The sequence below is a fragment of the Dyadobacter ginsengisoli DSM 21015 genome (assembly GCF_059568735.1).
Map to the genome: position 1 here is coordinate 415,092 of NZ_JCANTY010000007.1, position 25,672 is coordinate 440,763.

21 protein-coding genes are annotated in these 25,672 nt (G+C 49.4%); 12 read left to right on the forward strand and 9 right to left on the reverse strand.

Going from position 1 to position 25,672, the window contains the following annotated elements; translation table 11 throughout:
* The first annotated feature begins 29 nt into the window (after window positions 1-29).
* From BP71_RS26575 to tssD (BP71_RS26595), 5 genes are all read left to right on the forward strand, one after another.
* Window positions 30-1,406: a DUF5458 family protein gene (locus tag BP71_RS26575; protein WP_496384601.1), complete on the forward strand. Its 1,377-nt coding sequence runs from the start codon at window positions 30-32 to the stop codon at window positions 1,404-1,406.
* 120 nt (window positions 1,407-1,526) lie between these two features.
* Complete coding sequence (gene tssD / locus BP71_RS26580; protein WP_496384602.1) at window positions 1,527-1,934, forward strand: type VI secretion system tube protein TssD; 408 nt, start codon at window positions 1,527-1,529, stop codon at window positions 1,932-1,934.
* 3 nt (window positions 1,935-1,937) lie between these two features.
* Complete coding sequence (gene tssD, locus BP71_RS26585; protein ID WP_496384603.1) at window positions 1,938-2,438, forward strand: type VI secretion system tube protein TssD; 501 nt, start codon at window positions 1,938-1,940, stop codon at window positions 2,436-2,438.
* The gene (locus tag BP71_RS26590) at window positions 2,439-4,280 is read left to right on the forward strand and encodes a type VI secretion system Vgr family protein (RefSeq protein ID WP_496384604.1); all 1,842 of its coding nucleotides are present in this window, start codon (window positions 2,439-2,441) and stop codon (window positions 4,278-4,280) included. It abuts the gene before it with no gap.
* A gap of 43 nt (window positions 4,281-4,323) precedes the next feature.
* Entirely contained in the window at window positions 4,324-4,740 is a 417-nt protein-coding gene (gene tssD / locus BP71_RS26595) for a type VI secretion system tube protein TssD (protein WP_295925604.1), read from the forward strand.
* A 51-nt stretch (window positions 4,741-4,791) separates the two neighbouring features.
* Here the strand turns inward: tssD (BP71_RS26595) and BP71_RS26600 are convergent, their stop codons facing one another.
* The gene (locus tag BP71_RS26600) at window positions 4,792-5,559 is read right to left on the reverse strand and encodes a TssN family type VI secretion system protein (protein WP_496384605.1); all 768 of its coding nucleotides are present in this window, start codon (window positions 5,557-5,559) and stop codon (window positions 4,792-4,794) included.
* Window positions 5,560-5,637: 78 nt separating this feature from the next.
* Here BP71_RS26600 and BP71_RS26605 point away from each other — a divergent pair, with 78 nt between their 5' ends.
* From BP71_RS26605 to BP71_RS26630, 6 genes are all read left to right on the forward strand, one after another.
* Entirely contained in the window at window positions 5,638-6,066 is a 429-nt protein-coding gene (locus tag BP71_RS26605) for a GPW/gp25 family protein (protein ID WP_496384606.1), read from the forward strand.
* Window position 6,067: 1 nt separating this feature from the next.
* Window positions 6,068-7,855 carry a type VI secretion system baseplate subunit TssF gene (locus BP71_RS26610; protein WP_496384607.1) on the forward strand — a complete coding sequence of 596 codons (1,788 nt, stop codon included), beginning with the start codon at window positions 6,068-6,070 and terminating at the stop codon, window positions 7,853-7,855.
* Window positions 7,856-7,866: 11 nt separating this feature from the next.
* On the forward strand, window positions 7,867-8,766 hold the full coding sequence (locus BP71_RS26615; RefSeq protein ID WP_496384608.1) for a hypothetical protein: 900 nt from the start codon (window positions 7,867-7,869) through the stop codon (window positions 8,764-8,766).
* Between the two features lie 200 nt (window positions 8,767-8,966).
* Complete coding sequence (locus BP71_RS26620) at window positions 8,967-9,350, forward strand: hypothetical protein (RefSeq protein WP_496384609.1); 384 nt, start codon at window positions 8,967-8,969, stop codon at window positions 9,348-9,350.
* Window positions 9,351-9,493: 143 nt separating this feature from the next.
* On the forward strand, window positions 9,494-12,466 hold the full coding sequence (gene secDF, locus BP71_RS26625; protein ID WP_496384610.1) for a protein translocase subunit SecDF: 2,973 nt from the start codon (window positions 9,494-9,496) through the stop codon (window positions 12,464-12,466).
* A gap of 122 nt (window positions 12,467-12,588) precedes the next feature.
* Window positions 12,589-14,238, forward strand: coding sequence for an amino acid permease (locus tag BP71_RS26630; protein ID WP_496384611.1), 1,650 nt, complete (start codon window positions 12,589-12,591; stop codon window positions 14,236-14,238).
* 212 nt (window positions 14,239-14,450) lie between these two features.
* On the opposite strand, the gene lhgO is transcribed toward BP71_RS26630, so the two are convergent.
* The 5 genes from lhgO to recQ form a co-directional block, all read right to left on the reverse strand.
* Window positions 14,451-15,650: an L-2-hydroxyglutarate oxidase gene (lhgO, locus tag BP71_RS26635; protein ID WP_496384612.1), complete on the reverse strand. Its 1,200-nt coding sequence runs from the start codon at window positions 15,648-15,650 to the stop codon at window positions 14,451-14,453.
* A gap of 18 nt (window positions 15,651-15,668) precedes the next feature.
* Window positions 15,669-16,862, reverse strand: a complete 1,194-nt coding sequence (locus tag BP71_RS26640; RefSeq protein WP_496384613.1) for an anhydro-N-acetylmuramic acid kinase — start codon at window positions 16,860-16,862, stop codon at window positions 15,669-15,671.
* Between the two features lie 69 nt (window positions 16,863-16,931).
* The gene (locus BP71_RS26645; protein ID WP_496384614.1) at window positions 16,932-18,203 is read right to left on the reverse strand and encodes a PSP1 domain-containing protein; all 1,272 of its coding nucleotides are present in this window, start codon (window positions 18,201-18,203) and stop codon (window positions 16,932-16,934) included.
* Window positions 18,204-18,321: 118 nt separating this feature from the next.
* Complete coding sequence (gene purD / locus BP71_RS26650; RefSeq protein WP_496384615.1) at window positions 18,322-19,611, reverse strand: phosphoribosylamine--glycine ligase; 1,290 nt, start codon at window positions 19,609-19,611, stop codon at window positions 18,322-18,324.
* A gap of 50 nt (window positions 19,612-19,661) precedes the next feature.
* Complete coding sequence (gene recQ / locus BP71_RS26655) at window positions 19,662-21,875, reverse strand: DNA helicase RecQ (protein ID WP_496384616.1); 2,214 nt, start codon at window positions 21,873-21,875, stop codon at window positions 19,662-19,664.
* A 93-nt stretch (window positions 21,876-21,968) separates the two neighbouring features.
* Between recQ and BP71_RS26660 the strand changes: the two genes are divergently transcribed.
* The gene (locus BP71_RS26660; RefSeq protein WP_496384617.1) at window positions 21,969-22,943 is read left to right on the forward strand and encodes a KpsF/GutQ family sugar-phosphate isomerase; all 975 of its coding nucleotides are present in this window, start codon (window positions 21,969-21,971) and stop codon (window positions 22,941-22,943) included.
* A 36-nt stretch (window positions 22,944-22,979) separates the two neighbouring features.
* Here the strand turns inward: BP71_RS26660 and BP71_RS26665 are convergent, their stop codons facing one another.
* The 3 genes from BP71_RS26665 to BP71_RS26675 form a co-directional block, all read right to left on the reverse strand.
* Window positions 22,980-23,456 carry a DUF4293 domain-containing protein gene (locus BP71_RS26665; RefSeq protein WP_496384618.1) on the reverse strand — a complete coding sequence of 159 codons (477 nt, stop codon included), beginning with the start codon at window positions 23,454-23,456 and terminating at the stop codon, window positions 22,980-22,982.
* Between the two features lie 68 nt (window positions 23,457-23,524).
* Window positions 23,525-24,835: a 30S ribosomal protein S12 methylthiotransferase RimO gene (rimO, locus tag BP71_RS26670; protein ID WP_496384619.1), complete on the reverse strand. Its 1,311-nt coding sequence runs from the start codon at window positions 24,833-24,835 to the stop codon at window positions 23,525-23,527.
* A gap of 130 nt (window positions 24,836-24,965) precedes the next feature.
* Complete coding sequence (locus BP71_RS26675; protein ID WP_496384620.1) at window positions 24,966-25,580, reverse strand: hypothetical protein; 615 nt, start codon at window positions 25,578-25,580, stop codon at window positions 24,966-24,968.
* Window positions 25,581-25,672 lie beyond the last annotated feature (92 nt).

A 25,672-nucleotide genomic window follows, 5' to 3' on the forward strand; every position in this document is an offset into this window, starting at 1 on the left:
TCACTTATTCAATCATTCAAAATTGCATCATGGCTAACGATACAAAAACAACCGAAGAAGCCACCCCGGCCCGGGAAGCACTGAAAGAACGCGTCGCGGTACCACTCGAAACCGGTCTTCCGCTTCTCGCCAAATACGGCAGTTACGATCTGGTGGAAACCATCATCGAAGGAGCTGCGAACATTAACCCGGAAAAAAAGGCAAGGAAAAAGATATTCCTGACCGAGGCTGATAAAAAGAAGGAACGCCAGCAACTCAAAAAAAGGCTGGAACTATGGTCGGAACTGCTTGGCAGCGCTGAAACTGTACCGGACATGATCGAAATGGGGCAAAAGCAAGCCGATTCCGCATTTGCGCTGCTGAAAGAAAACCTGGGCAAGGCGGTCGAACAGATCAGGCCTTTGGAACAATCCTACCGGTCGGTAGCGATGTTCTTCAAAAACACGGAGCAGGACAAGGTCAAGAACGTCTCCTTCCTGAATGCAGCGCCCGACCAGTTGCAGGACCTGGACGTAACTACCTTCATCGACGCCGTAGGAGAAGAGCTGGCCGCCAAATACGACCGTCTTGACCTTCGGGAAAACTACTCCATTCTCAATGTGCCAGGTTACCTCGGCTCCGGCAAGGTCGTCGACAAATGGGCAAAGATGGCGTACAAAAACAAGGTAATGCTCGTTACTGACTTCATGCACCTCGACGCTCCTGAGGATGTAATGGAGCTTTTCGAATCCGCTAATCTCACGGGAGGCGCGGCACATTTATCCAATGTGATGATGACCTGCAACTGGCTGGTAGGCAGGGCCAGACATGACGACCTCGGTGAAGAAGAAGACCTCTACATTCCGCCATCGACCGCATTGGCTGGTAATGTCTATAAAACTTTGATGTCACAGGTAGCCGCTGGTAAAAAACACGGAACACTCAGCGAGGTAGACGGAGTGCGTTTTCCGTTGAAAAAGTCGGAAATCGCTGACCTGGAAAAAATGGGGCTGATCCCGATGGTCAATGAATACAGCAAAGTAATGGCATTCTCCGCTAAAACGCTGTTCAATGGCGATAATGTGGGTTTGCAGACCTATTCGGTTGTCCGGGTTTTCGACTACATCACGAAAGTACTGATTGATTTCCTCAACCGGCGGGCATTCGAAAACTTCGATTATAATACCAAAAATGATCTGAAAAAACAGATCATTAAGTTCCTGGACAGCGTAACCGGCCCGGGAAAACTCATCGAGAAGTTCAGCGTCATGCGTTTTGAACAGGACAAAAACCAGAAGGATAAGGTTTACCTCGATATCCACATGGTGCCTTATTTTCCTGCCAAAAACTTCATGATCGCCCTCACCGGCCAGAAAGGCGACGACCTCGACGCTGCCGCCTGGGCCGCGGAGTATGCACAACAGTAAATTAATGTTGGATGACTGCATGATTGATTAAGCGGGATGCAACGACACGCCACTTATTTCTTACTCGTAATCAAATAGCTATTCAATCATCGGTCATTCAATCATTCAGCCATTAAACAGATGCCATTCAGCACCACGCTAAAAATCGACGGGGAACATGAATACAACGTCTTGTTCATGCAGTTTGAGCTGCATCAGACGGTGGACGATGCGATGTCTATCACGTCCCCGATCCAATGGGCTCACTTGTACCTGGAGCTGGAAATGGTGCTCGATGACTTTCTGATCGAATGGGCAAACAAGCCTTCGCAGAAATATGACCTGACGGCGGAACAGTTTGGAGAAAACGGCTCTTTCAAAACATTGAGTTTCAAGGATGCCGTGTGTATCGAGTTCGTGGAAATGTTCGACGACGGTACCGACGATCTGGACAAGGCGCTCACGAACCGCCTTCAGAACTTTATCACCTGCATTACGGTAACGGCCGCCAGCGTGGAAATCAACGAAGCTAAACTGGAAAACTTTTAGGACATGGCAGACCAGGACGCGACGATCGGGGTTGAGGCTCATCTGACGATCGATGGAAAAGAATTCATCGTCAAAAAAATGACATATGGATGCAACCGCAACGCGGACGAACGCGGGAGCCCTACGGACTCCCCCAAAGCACGGCTCATCCGCCTGACGGTCAGTCCCACACAGAACGATGATTTCGCATTACTGTATGACTGGGCTTTTAAAAATGACCGGCAGCTCAGCGGACAAGTGGAATTCAAGTACGACGACGACTCGCAGCTGCTGCGCAAAATGGAGTTTGAAGATGCGTATTGCGTTGGGTTCCGGGAATCGTTCAGGGCCAGGCAATCGACAATCCGGGGAAACCGGCTGGCACATGTGCCGGATACCAAAGGTTATTTGCCACAACACCGGGGAAAGGATTATTTCCTGCGTGACAGCAGTCTCGCATTGGTGTATGAATTAGTGCTTTTGCCCAAAAAAGTCAAGATCGGTCAGGTTGAAATCAACAGTTGAATGGCACGGCAGGTTAATACTACTATTGAAATCGAAGGTGGCACTCAGATCACCCGGCATCTCGGTCTGGTGATCGAGCAGGACCTTTTTAACCATCACTGGTTCGAACTGCTGGTGCCGTTCGATCAACTGGAAGATCGGGGCGAACACTTCTTCAACCGGTCGCACCGCGCCGTAATGGGTAAAAAAATCACCTTTTCTTTCAGCCCCCGTTTGGGAGACGATTCGTTCGACTTCGTTTTTCAGGGGATTGTGACCGAAATTCGCCTCCGTAGCCTGAGTGATATGAGCAGTGCCTTTGCACTAAAAGGATATAGCCCTACCCTCGTGCTCGAAGATTCTGTCCAGCGGCGATCCTTCCTGCGCGGGACCCTACAGGACATTTTCAATACAGTTCTGCAGCCTTATCCTCAAAACCTGCTCCGCAAACAACTGAACCCTGAAAACGGCGGCAGGCAAGTTCCCTTCACCCAGTATAATGAGAGTAATTATAAATTTCTTTGCCGGGTAGCCGACCGCTGCTGCGAATGGTTTTACTACAACGGACGCGAACTCGTGCTCGGCAATGGCGGCAACACGCAGGAAGTAGATTTCCTGGTCGACGGACTACAAAACTTCGATGTAGCACTGAAGCTGCAACCTGCTGCATTCAGCTTTGAAGGATATAACTACACCCTCCCGGAAGCATTCACCGGGCAATCTGGCCAACAGAATGTGGATGGCCTGACCTCTCTCAGCGAATTCACGTTGCAACAATCGGACTCGCTGTTCGCCCAAACCTCTTTGCTACCCGCGCCGGAAATCGTGGGCGGGCAGAGCGAAATGGATGAACTGACAAAAATGGAGCGCTCAGCCAGGGTAACTTCCATGGTCGATTTCAAAGGTGCCGGCGAAACCCCGACGATCAGCGTGGGAACAGTCCTGTCCGTCAAGGGGCAAAGGCTTAATGACCGTGGAGAGGCTTATGAGGAGAATTTCGGTAAGTATCGGGTCGTACACATCCGGCATGAAATCAATACCGCCGGAAGTTATCAGAACTCTTTCAATGCGGTGCCGGAATCGGCCCAGCATCCACCCAATAACCCCAACGTCCGGAATCCGCTGGGCGAAACGGAACAGGCCGAGGTTATTGCCAATGACGACGAAGAAGAACTGGGGCGGGTGCGGGTCAAATTTCTCTGGGGTCAGGCCCGGCAGCAGGATCAGGAATCGATATGGATGCGCGTGGGTACGCTTCACAATTCCACCGGGCGGGGCGTCAATTTCGTACCGGAGGTAGGTGCCATGGTGATGATTGGCTATGAGGGTAACCTGGCAGAAAACCCTTTTGTCATGACCAGCCTTTATCCCAAACCTGAAGAGGATATCCGGTACACATCCGAAAACAACGATATCAAAGTAATAGCCACCCGGTCGGGCAACATGCTCATCTTCATTGACAAAGACGGTGATGCCAAAATCCAGATCAGCAATCGGAACAAGACGGACACTTTCATGGAATTTTCGTTCAAAGATGATGGTCAGATCAGGCTGCACGTCGAAAACGGGCTGATCGAAGTCAAATCCAAAGAACTAACCATTGAAGCCAGCCAGGACATTACAGTGAGCACAGGCGGGAAATTTGACCTGCATGCCAGTGAAATCAAGATTAAAGCCGACCAGAACATCGAAGTTGAAAGCGGTGTCAACACTAAAATCAAAGCCGGAGCCGAACTGGAGGCAGAAGGTACGGCCAGCGCAAATATCAAAGGTGCTCAACTTACTCTGGAAGGCGATGGCGTCGCCGAACTCAGAAGCAGCGGCAGCACGATCATCAAGGGCACCCCTATTATGCTTAACTAAATGTATCCATAATCAATTATCTCACTTTTAAACACTTACAACTATGCCAGCTTCAAGTTTTGACGCTTACTTTACCTGGGACGGCGGCCCTTCGGGCGACGGAATCGCCGTTATCTCGTGCAGCTACGCTTTGTCACAATCTATAGACGATAAGGGCCGTGTTTCTTCCAAAGTGTATGGAGGCACCGTATATATCCAGGTCGATTCCTCAAGTGCCAGCGACAGCCAGGGGCTTTGGGAGTGGATGGTAGATCCGGATGGCAAGAAATCATCAGCCAAGATCACCTTCAAAAATGTAGATGAAGAGCAAACGCAGAAGGAGCTCGAACTCACGGACGTGTACTGTGTACAATACACGGAGAGCTTCATCGAGACAGGGTCTATGCCAATGACCACCGGCCTGACGTTGTCGGCCAGGGAAATCAAGCTGTTTGGCACCCCGCACGCCAACCGGTGGTAATGTAAAAAAGGGCGGGATAAGCCCCGCCCTTTTACTGCCAAAAGCAACAAGCTAAGCCCTGACGGCTACAATCGTTTCGTTATCAACAACGTGATTAGCTTGAAATGTCAGATCCGGGTCCATATAAACGCGACGTCTGTACCACGGCAGTTTTTTATAGAAAAGCCATCCATAAGGTGTGCCGTCGGGCGCTAGGTATTCAACAGGGCTTCCCGGATTACGGTCGTTGTAGTCATTCAGAAAAATAAAGAATAGCTCACCAAATAGCATTGCATGGGGTGCCTTGGCCCTGAAATTAGTAAAAGCCGGCTCGCTGGCCGTTTTGGTAAACTCAAATTGAATGACAAGCACTCTTGAAAGATCGAGCAGGTCCATATCAGGCAGTGGCTGACCCACGGGATAATACCATTTTTTATATTCTTTCAGCGGGATCTCGAGGTAATTCTGGTAAACCCTGGCCACAAAAACCGGGAACAGAAATCCTACCAGCGCCGTAGCCATCCCCAACCCTTTGGTCAGCTCCTGAGATAACTTATGATAGAGAAAGATAACAATCAGGGCCGATCCCAAAGTAATCAGCAGGGTAAAACCGATCGCCCTGGCCGACCGGTTGTCGAAAAGCGAATCAAACCACTGGGAAAGCAGGTAAACGTGAAGAATCCCCAACACCAGGAAACAGGCCATTGCCATCGGGTAAGCGTCGCGGTAATCGACAATCCAGAATGCCAGGCTTCCTACCAAAGTCAACAAGGCGATCAGGACCACTGCATATAATAACTGAAGCCGCTGCGTGACAGTTTTAAAAAGAGGAAGCTTCATCGGAACGCTTGGAAGTTGGTGATCAGACAAAAATAAGCCAGACTTTCATTAATACAACCACAATTTATTAAACGCCGGATGGAAGATCAAAACTATTCTCTGCCCCTGTCCCTGGACCGGATCGTAGCCGGGCAAATGCATCCCAAATGCGCCGACAGGGAGGCTATACATCAGCATTTATATCTCCTGATGGTCACCCATTTCGACGAGAACCGTTTTGATAACCGCTACGGCTGTGCGCTGTGGGATCATGATTTTGCGGTTTTATCCCAGATCAAATGGAAAGACCTGATCCGGGAATCGCTGGAAGAGGCTGTCAGCTTGTATGAGCGAAGGTTATCCAATCCTAAAATCCGGGTCGAAATGGAAGAATTCGAGGTTTTAACCAAAACCAACAACTATGTACGCAAGCGCGTGGGCATCGAGATCAAGGCTATCATCAAACGTACCAATGAACCTTTCCTCTTTTTTGAACGCATTTTCATATCACCGCTATCCATAGAATGACATGCCGGAAACATTGAATTATACCAAAGAAAATATCTCGCGCAGACTGATCAAGCGCTGCGCCGAACTCTGGGGTATCGATGAATCACAAACCGACCATTTCGACCCATTGGTGAAGTTGCTTGCAGAGGCCTGTTCGGTAGAATTTGAAAAGGTAGGTCAGGAGATCCAGCAGACGGAACTCCGGCTCATGACACGTCTCGCCGGAATCCTTTCCCCGGAAAGCCACAACAGCCCGCAGCCGGCAACAGCAATCGTCCAGGCACGCCCTGTTGAGCCCATCGGATGGATCGACCCGGAGAACCAACTGGTAGGCAAGCGCCTGAATCCTCGAAAGGGCGAGACAAGCGAGGTTTATTTTTCTGCCATCGCACGCTATCCGCTGGTCAACGCGGCCATTGTGCACTATGCGTCGCCCTCCGGACTGTACACCATTGAAAAAGGCGCAAGGACATTTACTGCCAAAGCTAACCCGGTTCCCGGGGCCGACCAATGCCTGTGGATCGGACTGGAAACCGACCCCGGCATTACATCCTGGAATGGCTTCCGCTTCTATTTCGACTGGATGGCCGATCCGATGGAATATCAATACAGGGAATTCCTGCCAGCAACTTCGTGGTACCGAAACGACGACGTCATCCCGTCGCAAGCTGGCCTGGGAAACGAAAAAACCGACGACGCGGAACTGCCATATGATAGCAGCTTCATCAGGATCACCAGTGACGATCCGTGGGATAAAGGTACTCTCAACATGCAAGCCTATCCTTCCGAATTTGAAGGCTTGTTCGACACACGCACGTTGCAAATGCTTAAAAAGCCGCTGGTCTGGATAAAGGTCACATGGCCCGCAACATACCCTCAGGCAGGCTTTGAGCAGATGCATGTGACACTGAATGCATTTCCGGTTCAAAATAAACAGCTTAACAAAATTACCTACCGCCTGCAACCAGGCCTCAACGGCATTGCGTTACCCACTGCGGATGCATTCATGGGCGTTCATACGGTCGTAAACCAGAAAAATCAGGCTTACACCGCGTCCGAAAAGAATCTTTATACGGAAGACGATGAAACGCCGCGTATTTACACGCTCCGTCAGCAGGGCATTGGCCGGTTTGATAAACGGGATGCCCGCGCCATCCTCTACCAGCTCATGGAATTGCTTCGGGATGAAGTAACCGCTTTCACCGCCATCGGCGAGGACTTCCTGGCATCCATCCTACGTGAAATTGCCCAGAACATGGCCCGGGTGGAGCAAAAACTCGGTGTCAAAAAAGCAGGTGAAACCACGGCTCAGCCTTTTCTTGTCATCAGGGCCGACAAAAATCCCGATATACTGTTTATTTCCTATTGGAGCACGCTGGCCGAACAGGCCAACGGGCTTCCCGCCGGGTCGAAGCTCCAGTCCTACTCGGCCTCGGGCATCAGCGGTTCCGACATCACGACACTCACGCGCTCCACCGGCGGAAAAGCAAAACCCGACGAAATGGAATATGTCCGCGAGCTTAGGAAAAACGTCGTTACGCGAAACCGGCTTGTCACCCTGGAAGACATCCGGGCCTTTTGCAGCGCCGAACTCGGCGACCGCCTGCGCAAAATCCAGGTGAAACCACATTTCATGCCCGGCAAAGCGGCCGGACAGGGATTTGTCCGTTGCATTCAGATCGGACTTACACCCGCCGGTGCAATTGCCAGGAATGCCGACTGGACGCGCGAATGCGAAATATTACAATTGAAAATCAGCAAGCTATCCACCGGCATGTATCCGGTACAAGTCGTCACATTGAACTGAAAATCAAAAAGATGGAACCAAAAGCCGATCTCAGGGCAGAATTCATCGCCAATTCCTGGCTTGACAGCGGTTTGTCTGCCGACAGAATCCTGCTGCGCCCGCTCGGCGATTTCAAGCGTCGCAGCCATCAGGACATAGCAGGAACCCATGATCTTGAAATCGGGAATTTCAACGGACGTGTAATAGAATCGAACCGGAGCGGCATCTACGACCATTTGCCGGAGCAACTTTTCCATCTTCCTTCATCGAACAATATCAACACGACCAAAAAAAGAATAGAGGAGATCCGCCTCCAACGGGAAAAAGAACAACGATCAAGGCTGTTTTTCCTCCCATTGGAACAGGAATTCTTTTTCAATCTCATCGCGCTGACCCGGCTGGAACATAATGCATGGGAACTCGCCCAGGATTCGGGACTACTACAGGAATTACGGGAATTCTGGCAGGCACCCGATACAATGGATGCCGACACATTCGTACAGCTCCTCCCAATCCTGCCGCGGGTTTCTGAACACCGCGGCGACCTCAGTGCAGCGGCGGAGGTCATTTCTGCGGCATTGCGGCTGCCAGTCGTTATCCATACTGCCTCCGGGCCTAAACATCGGCTGGACTCGATGGTGACGCCCGGAGACTCACTGCTTGGCTCAGGCACTTTACTGGGCGGGTTGCTGGACAGCTATTTACCGGATATCCGGATCGAGATAGAGGTTCCGGACCCCGCATCCCTCGATATGTTTATCAACAATACCGACTTCGATATTCTGGTAAACTGGCTACTCGGCTGGTTTTTACCTGTGGAATACGATTTCAACATATGCCTGACCCTTCCACAAGGCTCTTCCGGGCTCTGGCTGGCTGCGGATGACGCTATTCATGCCAGGCTGGGTTATGCCACGCTCCAGACAGCTTAGTCACCTCAGACGGCTGTTGCCGTTTAGTTTTATTGATTATCATTCTCTTACATGTCGCAGGCAAAAACGTGATTTACAGAGAAAAAACCACGAAATACAATTCATTATCAAAATAATGATGAAACCCCGCAAGAAAATAGTTTGCGTTTGTAATTTTTTAAAACAAAATTTGCGGTTTAATTGAAATCCCGAATCTGATAGTGAAGACTGTACGAGTGATTAACCAGGCCATCAGCTTAATGCTAGCCGTCATGCTATTGATGGTAGCAGGGGCCAGGTCGTGGTCTGATCACAAGAATACGGACAGTTCATTCACCGGCAAGGCGGTTAGCAACGAACTTTCCAAGGGTTCGGCCCAGTCTGACGACGCACAACAGCCCAAAGTAGCTGCACTATCACTGGATGCAGTGATTACACCCGCGATTTCATTCGATTTCTCCCATTACTTCTACTTTTTACCACAACCCACCTGGCAATTTATCGCCGATGAACTGGTTGTGCGTACGGCATTCAGGGAATCCTTTTTCCTGTTCTCCTATTTCCACCGGATTTTTGGCAGGTTTATAGTCACCAACGCTCCTTAGTACGCGCCGGAAGGGCGCAGCGTGTCCTTCTCCTGGCAATTTCATAAGTAAGCTTACTGAAAGCCAAGCAACATCTGTTACCTGATTCACAGGTATTTAATTATTCTGAGTCAAGAATTTCAATTATTTTTTATTCAAAGAAAATGAGCAATAAGAATGGAATAATAGGGTTAACCATCGTGATTGCCCTTATTAGCGTCTACTATCTCTCATTCACTTTCGTGTCGAGAAACATCAAGAGCAAGGCTGTGGCCTATGCGACCGATGCGAAGGGAGAGGTGGATATGACCAAAAAACAACATTACATCGATTCACTGTGGCGTGAAGATGTATACCTGGGACATACTTTGCAGGAAGTAATGGAACGCGAGCTGAATCTCGGTCTTGACCTTCAGGGTGGTATGCACGTCGTACTCGAAGTAGCTCCTGCCGACATCCTGAAAGGAATGGCAGGTGGCAATGCGCGCAGTGCTTCATTCCAGAATGCGTTGAAAAAAGCAGGCGAAGATAAGTCAGCCAGCAACAGCTCCTTTATCAACCGCTTTGTGAAGGCGTACAAGGAAGCGGCTCCCAACACCAGCCTAGCTTCGGTGTTCGCTACCAGCGCAAACCGTGGTAAGATCAACAGCAATTCTTCGGATGCCGAAGTAATCAAAATGCTGAACACGGAGATCGACGGCTCTATCGACCGCGCTTTCCAGATCACGCAGGCCCGTATCGATAAATTCGGCGTGACCAACCCGAACATTCAGCGTCTTCCAGGCCAGAACCGCGTTTTGGTGGAACTTCCCGGTGTGGATAACCCGGAGCGTGTGCGTCGTCTGCTTTCCGGAGCTGCAAAACTCGAATTCGCGGAAGTATACCTGACCAACGAACTGGCTGCCGGATTGGACGGCCTGGGCAAATATCTGACCAAACAGGCTGAAATCGAAAAATCGGCTGCTAAACCTGCCAATGCGACTGCAGCTCCTGCGGATACCACCAAGAAAACCGATGGCGGACTGGCTGCACAGCTTGAACAAAAATCTGACTCTACGAAATCTGACTCCGCTGCCTTGGCTGCACAAAGCGCTGCATTAACCAGCCTTTTTGTTCCAATGCCGCAAGGCCTGGGCGTGTATCTGAAAGACACTGCACGTGCGAGCGAAATCCTGCGCCGTCCCGAAGTACGCTCCCTGTTCCCGGCTGACCTCGTTTTCATGTGGGACCGTAAAGGTACCGAAGCTGGTGGCAACCAATTGATACTTCCTTTATACTTCATCAAGAAAAGCAATGGTGAAGCTGCAATGGAAGGTGATGTGATCGTGGATGCAACACACGATTACGACGAGCGTGGACGCCCTGAAGTAACAATGCGCATGAATGGTGAAGGAGCCCGCAAATGGCGTTCACTCACTGCCCGCAGTGTGGGCCGCCCGGTTGCGATCATCATCGACAACCTCGTTTACACCGCTCCAACCGTACAGGGGGAAATTCCTAACGGTAACTCAAGCATCACCGGTAGCTTCACAGTGGAAGAAACCAAAGATATGTCCAACGTATTGAAAGCCGGTAAACTGCCAGCTCCGACACACATCGTGGAAGAAGCTGTTGTGGGTTCTTCACTGGGTGCAGAGGCTATTCAGGATGGTTTGTTGTCATCTGCAGTAGGTCTGCTTATCGTCTTGGTATTTATGATTGCCTATTACAACCAGGCCGGATGGATTGCAGACATTGCATTATTGATTAACCTGTTCTTCCTGCTCGGTGTGATGGCGTCACTCGGCGCGGTTCTTACGCTTTCAGGTATCGCGGGTATCGTTCTGTCCATTGGTATGGCGGTGGATGCAAACGTACTGATCTACGAGGGTATTAAAACCGAACTCGCCACAGGTAAAGCGTTCGGGCAATCCATCCGTGATGGTTTCAAGCATTCCCTTACGGCGATCATCGACTCCAACGTGACCACCCTGCTGACTGGTATTATTCTGTATACATTCGGTACAGGTCTGGTACTTGGTTTTGCAACAACCCTGGTATTGGGTCTTTTGACTTCCCTTTTCAGCGCGATTTTCATCACCAGGCTTTTGCTGGAAAACAAGATCAAAAACGGTAAGACATTCGCATTCTCGACTACCCTGACCAAAAACTGGTTCCAGGACAACCATTTCGATTTTGTGTCACAACGCCGTCGTTTCTACATCATTTCCTCGATCATCATCGCTATCGGGGTTGGCTCATTCATCTTCAAAGGGTTTGGTCTGGGTATCGACTTCAAAGGAGGCCGCTCTTATGTAGTACGTTTTGAAAACAATGTAGATGCAGACGATCTCCGTGGCAAAATGGACGAAGTACTCGGCTCTACCACGGAAGTGAAAACTTTCGGTGGCCAGGATCAGGTGAAAATCACAACTCCTTACCTGATCGAAGAAACGACTCCTGATGCGGATCAACGTGCGGAAGCAAAAGTAATGGAGGGTATCAAGAAGATCAGTGGTAATCCCGGTAAAATCGTGAGTTCCAACAAGGTAGGACCAACGATGGCAAAAGACACATTGTGGTCGGCTGTTTACGCGGTATTGCTTGCATTGGCTGCCAACTTCGTGTATATCCTGATCCGTTTCAAACGGGTAGCATTCTCCTACGGCGCGGTCATGTCGCTTGCGCACGACGTGGTGATCATCCTGGCGATTTTCTCGCTGTTCAATGGCTGGTTGCCTTGGTCACTGGACATCGACCAGGCGTTCATCGGTGCGATCCTGACCATGATCGGTTATTCCATGAACGATACCGTCGTAATCTATGACCGTATCCGTGACTACCTGGCAGACGACAAAGCGCGTGGCCAAAGTCTTTCGACTGTTATCAACAATGCATTGAACAGTACATTGAGCCGCACCGCGGTAACAGGTATCTCGGTAATTCTCGTGTTGATCGTTCTGATGATCTTTGGCGGTGCTGTGATCCGCGGATTTACATTCTGTATGTTACTTGGTGTAATCGTCGGTACTTATTCATCTCTGTTTGTGGCAGCCCCGATCGTGGTTGACTTACTGCAGCGTCAAAAGAAGAATGACCCCACGCCAGCGGTAGCGGATGCTGCAGCACCGGTGGCAACCAAGAAAGTTAAGGCTTAACATAAAAGAATAAAAGAGGGTAAGTTTTGCACTTACCCTCTTTTTGTTTTGTATCGATACATAATTAACAAATTTTCTTTTAGCTTTATCAGACCATCATTCTACAACAACGAACCTAATATATGGCAAGTCAACTCTGGATTAAGAAACCACTTGATAAACTAATGCAGGAATCCACCGGTGAGGGGAACCAGCTCAAACGAACACTTGGGCCGGGAAGCCTGGTGGCGCTGGGTATTGGTGCCATTATCGGCGCGGGCCTTTTTTCCATTACAGGGGGAGCCGCCGCCAATCAGGCAGGCCCCGCAATTACCATCTCCTTTATCGTAGCAGCACTGGGCTGTGCATTCGCCGGTCTTTGCTATGCTGAATTTGCATCCATGATTCCCGTTGCGGGTAGTGCCTATACCTACTCCTATGCCACTATGGGCGAGTTTATCGCCTGGATCATCGGCTGGGACCTTGTATTGGAATATGCAGTAGGTGCGGCAACTGTAAGTATCAGCTGGAGTCGCTATCTGGTCAAGTTTTGCGAGGGTTTCGACGTGCACTTACCCACGGCCCTGACTGTCGGTCCGTGGGACGGCGGAATTATTAACCTGCCTGCCATTTTCATCGTTGTCCTGATGAGCTTGCTATTGATGAAGGGGACCGAGGAAAGCGCAACAGTGAATGGTGTGATCGTCGGATTGAAAGTCGCAGTGGTATTAATCTTCATTACTTTGGGCTGGAAGTACATCAACGAGTCCAACTACGTTCCTTATATCCCCGAAAATACCGGTAAATTCGGTGAGTACGGTTTCAGCGGGATCATACGTGCCGCCGCGATCGTGTTCTTTGCCTATATTGGTTTTGATGCCGTGAGTACTGCTGCACAGGAAGCCAAAAATCCCAAGAAAGACATGCCTATCGGGATCCTCGGTTCACTGGTGATCTGTACGGTCCTTTATATCCTTTTTGCACACGTAATGACGGGTGTTACGAATTACTCCGCTTTCAAAGGCCAGGACGGTATCGCGCCGGTTGCGGTAGCGATAGAATCCATGGGAACAACTGACGCCAGCGGCGCCATTCACCCCGACTATCCGTGGCTGAACCGTGCAATTATTGTAGCGATCCTCGCAGGCTACGCTTCGGTAATCCTGGTAATGCTTTTGGGGCAAAGCAGGGTGTTTTTCAGTATGAGCAAGGACGGATTGTTGCCACGCGTTTTCTCGGCAGTACACCCGAAATTCCAGACGCCCGTTAAAAACAATACCATGTTCCTGGTTTTCGTAAGTCTTTTTGCTGCGTTTGTACCTGCACGTGTTGTGGGTGAAATGACCAGTATCGGTACCCTGTTTGCGTTTATCCTCGTTTGCATTGGCATCATCGTTATGCGTAAGCAAATGCCGGATGCGCCACGCGCATTCAAAACACCATTGGTTCCGCTGGTACCGATCCTCGGGGTCTTTACATGCTTCTTTATGATGGCATTTCTGCCATTGGATACCTGGATCCGTCTATTTGTATGGATGATTATCGGATTTGACGTGTATTTGTTCTATGGAATTAAAAACAGCTTCCTCTCGAACAAATTGCCGGCTGCGATTGCCAAGGGCAGCAAAACGGTAGCGCTCGTGGGCCTCGTTCTGGCTGTGTTACTGGCTGTTATCGCTTATTTCCACCATCTGCAAACCGACGGAGCGGATACAGGCATCTATTATTTCTCGCTGATTTTCGCGGCGATCCACCTGATTACCTTCGGTGTGGCACAGACCAAAAAGGCCTAACCGGAATCATAAATACGAAAAGGCCGTCTCATACCATGTGAGGCGGCTTTTTTCATTGGTATCAAGTCCGGATATTTCGCTGGTGTCAGGTGTCATTTTCAGTGGCGTATTCTCAAAGTTTCCGAAAGCCAGAAAAACGCGATAATGACTCCTGCAAGATATAGGATTTGACAGGCCGGTTCGTAAGACGCGTTCAGTAAAGACAGGCAGTGTTAAAACCGGGCAAGCACTTTCTCCGAAACGGTCTGCCCGATAGATAACGACGATGTCGCCGCGGGAGACGGTGCATTGCACACATTGATTGCCGCATTGTTTTCAATGATCGAGAAATCGTCGAGCAACCCTCCGTCATGGTCACACGCCTGCGCGCGTACTCCCGAGCCACCCGGGATCAGGTCGTCGCTCTGTATTTCCGGAATAAGCCCCTGTAATGCTTTGGTGAATGCGGTCTTGGAGAATGAACGGTAGTATTCGCCCATACCGGTACGCCAGTATTTCATAGCCACTTTACGGAAGCCAGGCCAGGCCAGCGATTCCATTAATTCCGGCACATTGATATCCAGTTTGTTGTAACCTTCCCGTTTGAATGCAAAAACCGCATTGGGTCCCGCTTCGATGCCGCCTTCGATCATACGCGTGAAATGCACGCCCAGGAAAGGGAAATTAGGATCGGGAACAGGGTAAATGAGGTTTTTTACGAGGTAATGCTTTTCCGGCCGAATCTTGTAGTACTCGCCACGGAAAGGGATAATGCGTACATTGATGTTTTCAGGCTGGGTGAGTTGCGCAACCTTGTCGGAATATAGGCCGGCACAGTTTACGACCAGCCTGGTTTCCAATACCTTTCCGGTTGCAATTATCACTTCCGAATGCGTATTGCGGTTCCTGACATCGGTTACCTTTTCGCCAAAACGGATTTCACCATCGAGCTTCCGGAGACATTCCGCATATTTCTCACAAACTGTTTTGTAGTCGATAATGCCGGTATAAGGGACCCAGATACCTTCAAGCCCTTTTACATGCGGCTCGATCTCCCTGATTTCCCCTTCGGTGATCATACGGTTCTTTATCAGACCATTCTGATTACCCCGCTCGAACAGATTACGCAGCAGGGGACGCTGCTCTTCGGTGGTCGCTACCACTATTTTTCCGCACAGATCATAAGCCACACCTTCCTTCTCACAGAAATCGATGAGCATCTGATAGCCACGGATACAATTAGTCGCTTTCAGGCTGCCCGGTTTGTAGTATAGCCCCGAATGGATCACGCCGCTGTTATGGCCGGTCTGGTGTTTGGCCACTTCATTCTCTTTTTCAAGCAAAAGAACTTTTAACGAAGGCTTTTGCTCCTTGATACGCAGAGCTGTCGCGAGGCCTACAATGCCGCCGCCTATGATGGTAATGTCGTACATATATCGAATACTTTTTACTTAACCCGGGAACGAAACTTTCCCCATCGATACACCGGGTACACCTTTCTTTTCCCCAAAATATATCCCTTCCCCGGCCACCGCCTCATTGGCCAAAACCGCGAACAACACGGCTTCCTTCGCATCGCCCGACACGCCCAGCTCATCGATCACCCGGATATTTCTCCCCAGTTGTTGTCGGATCGCATTCATCAGCACGGGATTATGTGCCCCACCCCCGCTTGCGTAAACCTCAAACAAATCTTCGGTCGACATCGCGTTGCGGATGGCTTCCGAAATTGTTTCCGCACTGAACTGCGTCAATGTGGCGATCAGGTCTGCCGGGGCGATTACATTCCGGTCCGCAATTTGCTTCGCATTCTCCACATAGGCGACGCTGAATACCTCAGGGCCGGTGGTTTTTGGAAAGGATTGTGCAAAAAACGGAGCGTCTTTCAACGCGCTCAGTAACATTCTATCAACCGCACCGCTTGCGGCAAAGCCACCGTTTTCATCAAAGGGCTTTTCGAATAACTGACGTGTAAATGCGTCGATCAATGTGTTACCGGGGCCGGTATCTGTGGTAAAAACCGCGGCAGCATCCAGGTTACCTGGTAAAAATGTAAAATTGGCGATGCCGCCCATGTTCAGCAAGATCCTGTTTTCGCCTTTTTGAGAGAAAAGAAAATAATCGCCGTAAACTGCCAGCGGAGCACCTTCGCCACCGGCTGCAATATGTTTTTGCCTGAAATCACTGAGGGTAATAATGCCGGTTTTCACCGCAATATGATCTCCGTCGCCTATTTGTAAGGTCGCATTCGGGAAACCAGGGAGCCCATGCTGTTTTTGCGGTGCGTGAAAAACGGTTTGACCATGGCTCGCGATCAGGTCTATTTCGTTCGCGCTAACACCCCATACTGTAAGGCAATCGAGAATCATTTGCCCGTGCTGGAGCCCAATAAACGGATTGAGCAAACAAAGCTGTTGAAAATCGATCTGCCTCTTCGCGAAAATCTCGCGCACCGCATTCCTGAAACCATCCGGATAAGGAACAGTTTTGAAATGTTCTACTTGCAATACCGTCTCCGGTCCGCTGCCTGCTGCATTGCAAAGCGCCACATCCAGCCCGTCGAGTGAAGTCCCCGACATAAGACCGATAATCCTGCGCGACGGCTTCCGGCTTAGCGTGTAAAGCTTTTCAACATGTTCTTTCACAAGTCGTATTGCTAAAAAAAAGGCCAGCCTTTGGATGAGCTGGCCAGAATGTATTCAATGAAAGTAATATTACCCTTTGTTCTGTTCCGGCTTTGGCCCGCCAGGAGGCTTCTGGGGCCGTCTGTTGCCATTATTGTTCTTATTCCTGTTTCCTTCGTTGTTACTGTTGTTTCCCTTGTTCCTGGGGCCCTCGTTGGAATTGTTGCCTTTATTCTTAGGCTCTTCGTTGACATTACTGCCAGGATTACTATTACCCTGGTTTTCAGCATTGCTATTTTCAGCTCCGCCACCATTCCCCCGGTTTTTACCCGAACGGCTCTTCTTCTTTTTCTTTTTCTTCTGTTCGTCGCTGTACTTCTTATCCAGGTTTTCCAGATCGCTGTTAAGCTTGCCGGGCACCTTATCCAGACCTTTCTCGGGTTCAGGAGTCAGGATTTCAAGCGACTCGGGGATAATATCCTTCTTGTTCAACTCAATGATCTCCAACACCTTATCAATAGCCACAGGATACCAGTTTGTGTCCTTGTCAAACCCGAACCACATGATTTTCTTGAAGATGTCCGTCTTCTGCAGCGTCGCGATCCCTTTCTTGGTTTTCAGGGGTGCATCTACCGTCGGTATATCCCGCAATGCGTCGATATATGTTTCGAGCTCGTAGTTCAGGCAGCATTTCAATCGCCCGCATTGCCCCGAAAGTTTGGCCGGGTTCAATGAGAGGTTCTGGTAACGCGCTGCGGCTGTCGAAATGTTCTTAAAATCGGTCAGCCAGGTAGAACAGCAGAGCTCACGGCCGCAGGAACCTAATCCGCCGAGACGGCTCGCCTCCTGACGCAGGCTGATCTGGCGCATTTCGATCCTGACCTTGAATTCCGACGCCAGCATTTTAATCAGCTCCCGGAAATCGACCCGTTCTTCGGATGAATAGTAGAATGTCGTTTTGGTATTGTCCGACTGATATTCCACATCCGAGAGCTTCATGTTAAGCTTCATTTCCCGGATAATCTCACGCGTTCGATAAAGCGTAGGCATCTCGCGGGCCATTGCCTGGGTAAACTTGTCCAGATCCTTTTCTGAGGCAATCCGGTAGATCACGTGCAGATCGTCGTTTATCAGGACATTCTTCCGCTTCATCTGAAGCCGGACCAGTTCTCCTTGCAACGATACAGTACCAATATGCTGGCCGGAAGCCATTTCACAAACGACATAATCGCCGGTGACGAATTCCAGCTGATTGATATTCCGGAAATATTCCTTTCTGCCTCCTTTGAACTTGACTTCCACCACATCAAAACGCTGCCCAGTCGGCACGTCCATGTGACTCAGCCAATCGAAGACATTCATTTTATTGCATCCGCCTGTCGCGCAGTTTCCTTTACTTCCACATCCTGCTACGGCAGTACCATTAGTACCGCAACCGCCGGATGAACATGATCCACATCCCATAGTTACTCCCCCTTCATCAATCGTTATAACGAATCAAATCCACACCAATATCGTGCCGAAAATATTTCCCTTCATACTGCACTACCTGCGCAGCCCGCTGTGATTTATGTACAGCGTTTTCGAGAGAGTTGGCCAGGCCGGTCAAAGCCATCACCCGACCTCCGTTCGTCACGACTTCGGCGTTTCCATTAAAAGTAGTGCCGGCATGGTACACATGCACGTCTTCCACCTTTTCACTTCCCGAAATCACTTTTCCCTTTTCAAAGTCCTCCGGGTATCCCCCCGACACGACCACCGTCGTTACCGCTACTTGCGGAGAGATCTGCAGATCAAAGTCCTGCAGGGTACCCTTTGCGGTTGCTGCCATCAGCATCGCAAAGTCGGACTGAATCCTCGGAACTACAACTTCTGTTTCAGGATCGCCCATCCGGACATTGTATTCGATTACATAAGGCTCTCCTTTGATGTTCATCAGGCCGATGAATATAAAGCCCACATATTTGATGCCTTCGCTCTGAAGGCCATGCAATGTCGGTTTAACAACCTTCTCTTCAACCTTTCGGATAAAATTGGCATCTGCGAACACTACAGGCGACACCGCACCCATTCCGCCTGTATTGAGACCCGTATCATTTTCGCCGATACGCTTATAGTCCTTGGCTTCCGGCAAAATTTTGTAGTGCTCTCCATCAGTAAGTACGAAAACCGATAATTCTATCCCTTTCAGGAATTGCTCTATCACGACTTTGTTACCTGCTTTTCCAAACTTGCCATCCAGGAGCATTTCCTTGAACGCCTGTTCGGCATCGGCATGCTTCTCCGCGATAATCACCCCTTTTCCAGCTGCGAGACCGTCAGCTTTAAGGACAATCGGGAGTGAATGGTTTTCGAGATATTCCAATCCAATTTCAAGGTCATCGGCGGTAAAGGTCTTCGAAGCGGCGGTTGGAATACCATATTTTTGCATGAATTGCTTCGAGAAATCCTTGCTGCCTTCCAGCTGGGCGCCTGCTTTGTCAGGCCCGATGATCCGCACTTTCGCCAGGTCTTCCCGGCCATTGAAATAATCAACAACACCATTCACCAATGGCTCCTCGGGCCCTACGATCACGAGTTCGATATTATTTTCGATTACCGCGTTGGCAATGGCGTCAAAATCGTTGTAAGAAATAGATAGGTTCGTTGCTACTCCCGCAGTTCCCGCATTTCCCGGGGCTACAAACAAGGTATCGCAAAGAGGGCTTTGGGCTATTTTCCAGGCGAAAGCGTGTTCTCTTCCGCCCGATCCCAATATAAGTATGTTCATAACAGGTTTTAAAAATTCAAAAAATACTCATTGACAAGCGATGCAAAATCCTAGTTGGCCAATTCCGACAGGAATTTGATACGCATCAGCCGCAATTCTTCCTCACTGACTTCTTCGCCGGCAAACTCATGCAATGCCGCAGCAATGTTGTCCGTTTCGGATGTCATAAAATAATCATAAATATCTTGCTGTCTTTCCCGGTCGATCACCTGATTGATGTAATAATCCAGATTCAGCTTCGTACCGGAATAACAGATATGCTCCACCTCCTCGATCACATCCGCAAGTGGCAGGTCTTTTACTTCGGCGATCTCATCGAGGCTCACCTTCCGATCGACCTGCTGGATAATGAAGATCTTGATCTTCGATTTGTTGACCGTGGATTTGATGACGACGTCTTTGGCAGTTTCGATCTCGTTCTCTTCCACGTAGCGGGAAATAAGCTCGATAAACTGCCGCCCGAACTTTTGCACCTTACCCATACCCACCCCATTGATCTGGGCCATTTCCTGCTGCGTTGTCGGGTAGGTAGTCGCCATTTCCTCCAGAGAAGGATCCTGGAAAATTACATAGGGCGGCAGATTCTTCTCTTTCGCTACCTTCTTGCGTAACGCCTTGAGCATCCCGAGCAGGGCTTCGTCATAGGCGTGCGCCCCTCCGCTGCCGTTCACGGCCTCCTTATCCTCATCTTCCGTTTTTACTTCTTCCTCATCAAAATTATGGTCCTTCTGAAGGGTTACGGGGTAAGGATCGTTCAGATAGTTGGCCCCTTTCTCGCTCAACCTCACCACTCCGTAGTTTTCGACGTCCTTTTCGAGATAATTGAGTATTACCAGCTGACGGATCGCCGAGACCCAGTAGTCCCGCGACTCGTTCAATTCGAGACCTTTGCCGGACACGTCCAACTGATCATGCTCATAGCTTTTAACATACTGATTATCAGTTCCGGTAAGTAAATCAGCAATATGTTCCGCGTCGAAGCGCTGCTCCGTAAGCATGACCGATTTCAGGATCAGCATAACATCATCCTGCACCTTGATCTTCTCCGTTGGCTTATTACAGTTGTCGCAGAAACCGCAGTCTTTTTCCAGGTATTCTCCGAAATAGCTTAGCAGCTGCCGCCGACGGCAAACGCCCAATGTCGAATAAGCCACCATTTCGTTCAGCAAATGGCGTGCATTATCGCGTTCGGTTACGGTTTTGTCTTTGTTGAATTTTTCAAGCTTCTGAATATCGTCGTAGCTGTAAAACATCAGACAGTTGCCTTCCAAACCATCGCGGCCGGCACGTCCGGTTTCCTGATAATACCCTTCCAGTGATTTCGGCACATCATAGTGGATCACAAAACGTACGTCCGGCTTGTCGATACCCATTCCAAATGCAATCGTAGCCACAATCACATCGCACTCTTCATTCAGGAACGCGTCCTGATTGGCCATGCGCGTGTTTGCGTCCAGTCCCGCGTGGTACGGTAATGCACGTACGTCGTTGACATTTAAAAGCTCGGCAACCTCTTCGACCGTCTTTCTGCTGAGGCAGTACACGATCCCCGATTTGCCTTTATTATTACGGATGTACCGGATCAATTGCTTTTTAACATCCTTTTTCGGCCGGATTTCGTAGTAAAGGTTCTTTCTGTTGAAGGACGATTTAAAAGTTTCAGCCTCCTCCATTTGCAGGTTTTTGCGGATATCCTGCTGGACTTTCGGCGTAGCTGTGGCAGTGAGCGCGATAATGGGAAGCCTGCCGATATTTTCTATGATTCCATAAATCCTTCGGTACTCCGGCCTGAAATCATGGCCCCATTCGGAAATACAGTGCGCTTCGTCGATCGCGACAAAGGAGATTTTTACCTTTTTCAGAAAATCCAGGTTATCTTCCTTAGTGAGCGATTCGGGCGCGATATAAAGCAGTTTAAGGCTGCCATCGAGCGCGTCGCTCTTCACACGCGTCATTTCAGCCTTGGTAAGCGTAGAATTGAGAAACTGTGCGTTGATTCCAAACGCAGTCAGCTGGTCAACCTGGTTCTTCATCAGAGCGATCAGCGGAGAAATAACGATCGTCAGTCCGTCGCTGACGAGGGCAGGAAGCTGGTAGCAGAGTGACTTACCTGCGCCCGTGGGCATGATCACAAATGTATTTTTACCTAAAAGGATGTTTTGTATGATAATTTCCTGATCACCCCGGAACTGACTATATCCAAATATTTCTTTGAGCCTTTCTTTCAACGTATCTACTACGACTTTATCAACCTGCTGTACCATACTCTGTTCACAAAATGGTTATTCCAAACTTCCCTATCTTTGCGCTTTGAAATAAATAATGACTTTTTTGTCTCTCTAAACTGTGTTTCAGATTTGAAATTAATAAAAAATATTCAGTCAATAGCAAAAGAAGTATTACGTCAAGAAGCAGAGGCGCTGCATAATCTGATTGAATTGATTGACGACGAATTTGAAAAATGCGTATATACCATTCTACAATCCGGAGGACGGGTTGTAATCTCCGGTGTTGGTAAGAGCGCCATCGTCGGACAAAAGATCGTAGCTACCCTGAATTCCACCGGTACACCTGCGCTTTTTATGCACGCCGCAGACGCGATCCATGGCGATTTGGGCATGATTCAGGACAACGACGTGGTGGTGGTGATCTCCCGGAGCGGAGATACGCCTGAGATCAAAGTACTCGTTCCCCTTCTAAAACGGATCGGGGTAACCATGATCGCTATGGTCAGCAACCGGGACTCTTATCTGGCCAAAAATTGCATTCTGACATTGCATGCTCACGCTCCTGCCGAGGCTGATCCGCTGAATCTTGCCCCAACGACGAGCACATCGGTAACGATGGCGCTGGGCGATGCATTAGCCATCTGCCTGCTGGAAGCCCGTGGGTTCACACACGACGATTTTGCCCGTAACCATCCGGGTGGCTCATTGGGGAAACGACTTTATCTGAAAGTTTGCGACATCCACCCGAACAATGCGCTGCCGACGGTGGACGAGAATGCTACATTGCAGGAAGTAATTCTGGAAATGACTTCTAAAAGGCTTGGTGCAACGGCTGTTATCAATAGCCAGGGGCTTATGGCCGGCATCATTACGGATGGTGACCTACGGAGAATGCTAAAAACTTACGGTGCAGCAGGGCTTTTGGACCTCAAAGCCTGCGATATCATGACCAAAGCACCTATTACGGTTTCTCCTGAGGAATATGCGGTGAATGCGCTCGAAATTATGCAGTCGAAGAGCATTACCCAGGTTGTAGTGGTCGAGGAAGGCCGGGCACTGGGCTTTGTTCACCTGCACGACCTGCTCCGGGAAGGATTGGTGTAGGGCCGAAAATATGATTCCTGCCCTACCCCTCAAATGCTATCTGAAACGCTTGGATTTTTGAACCTCACGCTCGTCCTTGCGGATAAAGCGGTTAGCAAATACGTTGGCCAGCATCGCACCCACCAGGCCGTAAAAGCCAATATCATACTTTCCAGGTACACCCGGATCGAAAAGCTTCGCAGTTTGATAGAAGGTGAAATAGATCACAAGGCCCATTATTACCGTCATCAGAATGGAATTCACTGCACAAAGTGCCGATTGAAGGACCCGGTTTTTGAACTGGAATATCGTGTAGGCAGATACGCCTGCAACGAGCAAGGCAAGAACGATAAGGTAGTATACCGGTTGTACATTGGATTGTACTTCATTGATCTGATGATGCAGCCTGACCGCCGTCAGGTCCGCGCTTTGCACTCCGGCAGCAGCCACTTTACTCCATATCGGAAAAGCGAGAAAAAGTCCCATTCCGATGATCGAAATTGCCAGGAAGATGGTTTGAATACGTTGTAACATGCTTTTTAAATTGTTCTTTTTCAAATGAAGGGCAAATTTATGCAATGCAACCATTCGCCGGAAACGGATCAGGAAATCACTTCGCCATACAGGTCGAACTCCTCCGCCGAGTTGATCTTGACCTGCGCATAATCGCCGAGCCGCACATACTGGCTGGCCGGAACCAGTACTTCGTTATCCACCTCGGGAGAATCGTACTCCGTACGACCGATGAAATATCCGCCCTCCTTCCGATCGAAGAGAACCTTGTAGGTGTTTCCGACCTTATGCTGGTTCAGTTCTTGAGAAATACCCTGTTGCAATTCCATAATAGTATCGGCTCGTTCCTGCTTTACTTCCGCGGGAATGTCGTCTTCCATGGTGAAGGAATGCGTATTGTCCTCGTGCGAGTACTGGAATGCGCCCAGGCGGTCAAACCGCATCTTTTCAACGAATTCGTAAGTTTCGTCGAAAAGCGCTTCGGTTTCCCCGGGGTGGCCGACGATCAGCGTCGTGCGCAAAGCGATATCGGGCACTTTGTCGCGGATCGAGTGGATCAACGCTTCGGTTTTTTCACGGGTAATACCCCGCCGCATGCTTTTCAGCATTTCCGTAGCGCCCGATTGCAATGGCATATCGAGGTATTTGCAAATATTGCTGCGCTCATTCATCACGTCCAGAACATCCATTGGAAAGCCTGCCGGATACGCATACTGCAAGCGGATCCATTCGATTCCTTCCACGTCGGAAAGCTGGCGCATCAAATCCGAAAGGTTTCTTTTTTTGTAAATATCCAGTCCGTAGTAAGTCAGGTCCTGGGCGATAAGAATCAGTTCTTTGGTCCCTCTTTTCGCCAGTGATTTCGCCTCCTTTACCAACTCATCAACCGGCCGGGAAATATGGCCTCCGCGCATGAGCGGGATCGCGCAGAAGCTGCACGGACGATCGCAACCTTCCGCGATTTTCAGGTATGCGTAATGCGTGGGTGTTGTGAGCAAGCGCTCGCCTACCAGTTCGTGTTTGTAATCTGCTTTGAGCGTTTTTAGGAGGCGCGGCAGCTCGTTGGTACCAAACCAGGCGTCGACTGTCGGTATTTCAACCGCCAGTTCATCCTTGTAACGGTGCGACAGACACCCTGTTACATACACTTTGTCCACCATACCAGCCGCCTTGGCGTCGGCATAGCGCAGAATGGTGTTGATTGACTCCTCCTTCGCATTGTCTATAAATCCGCAGGTATTGATCACGACAATCTGTGAATCATCCTTTTTCGATTCGTGGTCTACCGCGAACCCATTGCCTTTGAGCTGCGTATAAAGCACCTCCGAATCCACAAGATTCTTGGAGCAACCGAGCGTCACTATATTGACTTTATTCTTGACTATTCCTTTGGTTTTCATCGTAGTGAGCTGTCGGCATTCGGCTGCCAGCTATCGGCTTTACATTGTTTATACTACCGTTTCCGTCAAAGTGACTGATAATGAACGGCGAAATGGGGTGCAAAGTTCGTGAAAAAAAGAATAGGGTGTACTATTGAATGAAAGGAAAACGCTTGCGTTTGAATTCGGTAGGTACTTTTTTAAAATACTCCTGAATGACCCAGGCGCCCGGCATTTTCTCGGGAAGAATGAAATGGTCGCCATTTGTGAGGTAATAGGTCATGAAGGTGATCCGCATTTTGGCTTCGTTGCTTGTCACCAGCACACGTGAAATATCGCCTTCTTTCAACCTGCGCTTGCTGTCGCCAAAAGTAATTTCCAGCTCGTGCTTATCCGGAAATGTTTCTATAACTACCCCATCGGCATATTTCCAATGATTAAGGGTAATCGAGATGATAAACAAATTCATCCCTATTAACAGACAGCCCAAAGCAAACAACATGAGCCTGCCTACCCAAGGATGAAAATCTTCCGGAGATACTTGGATGGTGAATGCACTCCTCAGGAAAAAAGGGGCCGTAATTCCGAACAATCCCAATATTACAGTATCAAAGTTCACGAAAAAGTCCCATGTGCCGGCTTGATAAATCCGTTTCACCTTAACCGGCGAGTTCGTACCTATCGTATCTCTGGTAACCCGCACGAGCCGCCAAATCCCCCAGCCTACCGGCAGAAAAACGCCCAAAAAGATAATCAGTGTTTCCATAAAAAGAGGTATCCTAGAACAATCTTGTCCTAAGATACCCTTTTATATATTCTCCGAAACAATAACACTCCGGATGGTTACATCCGCCGATC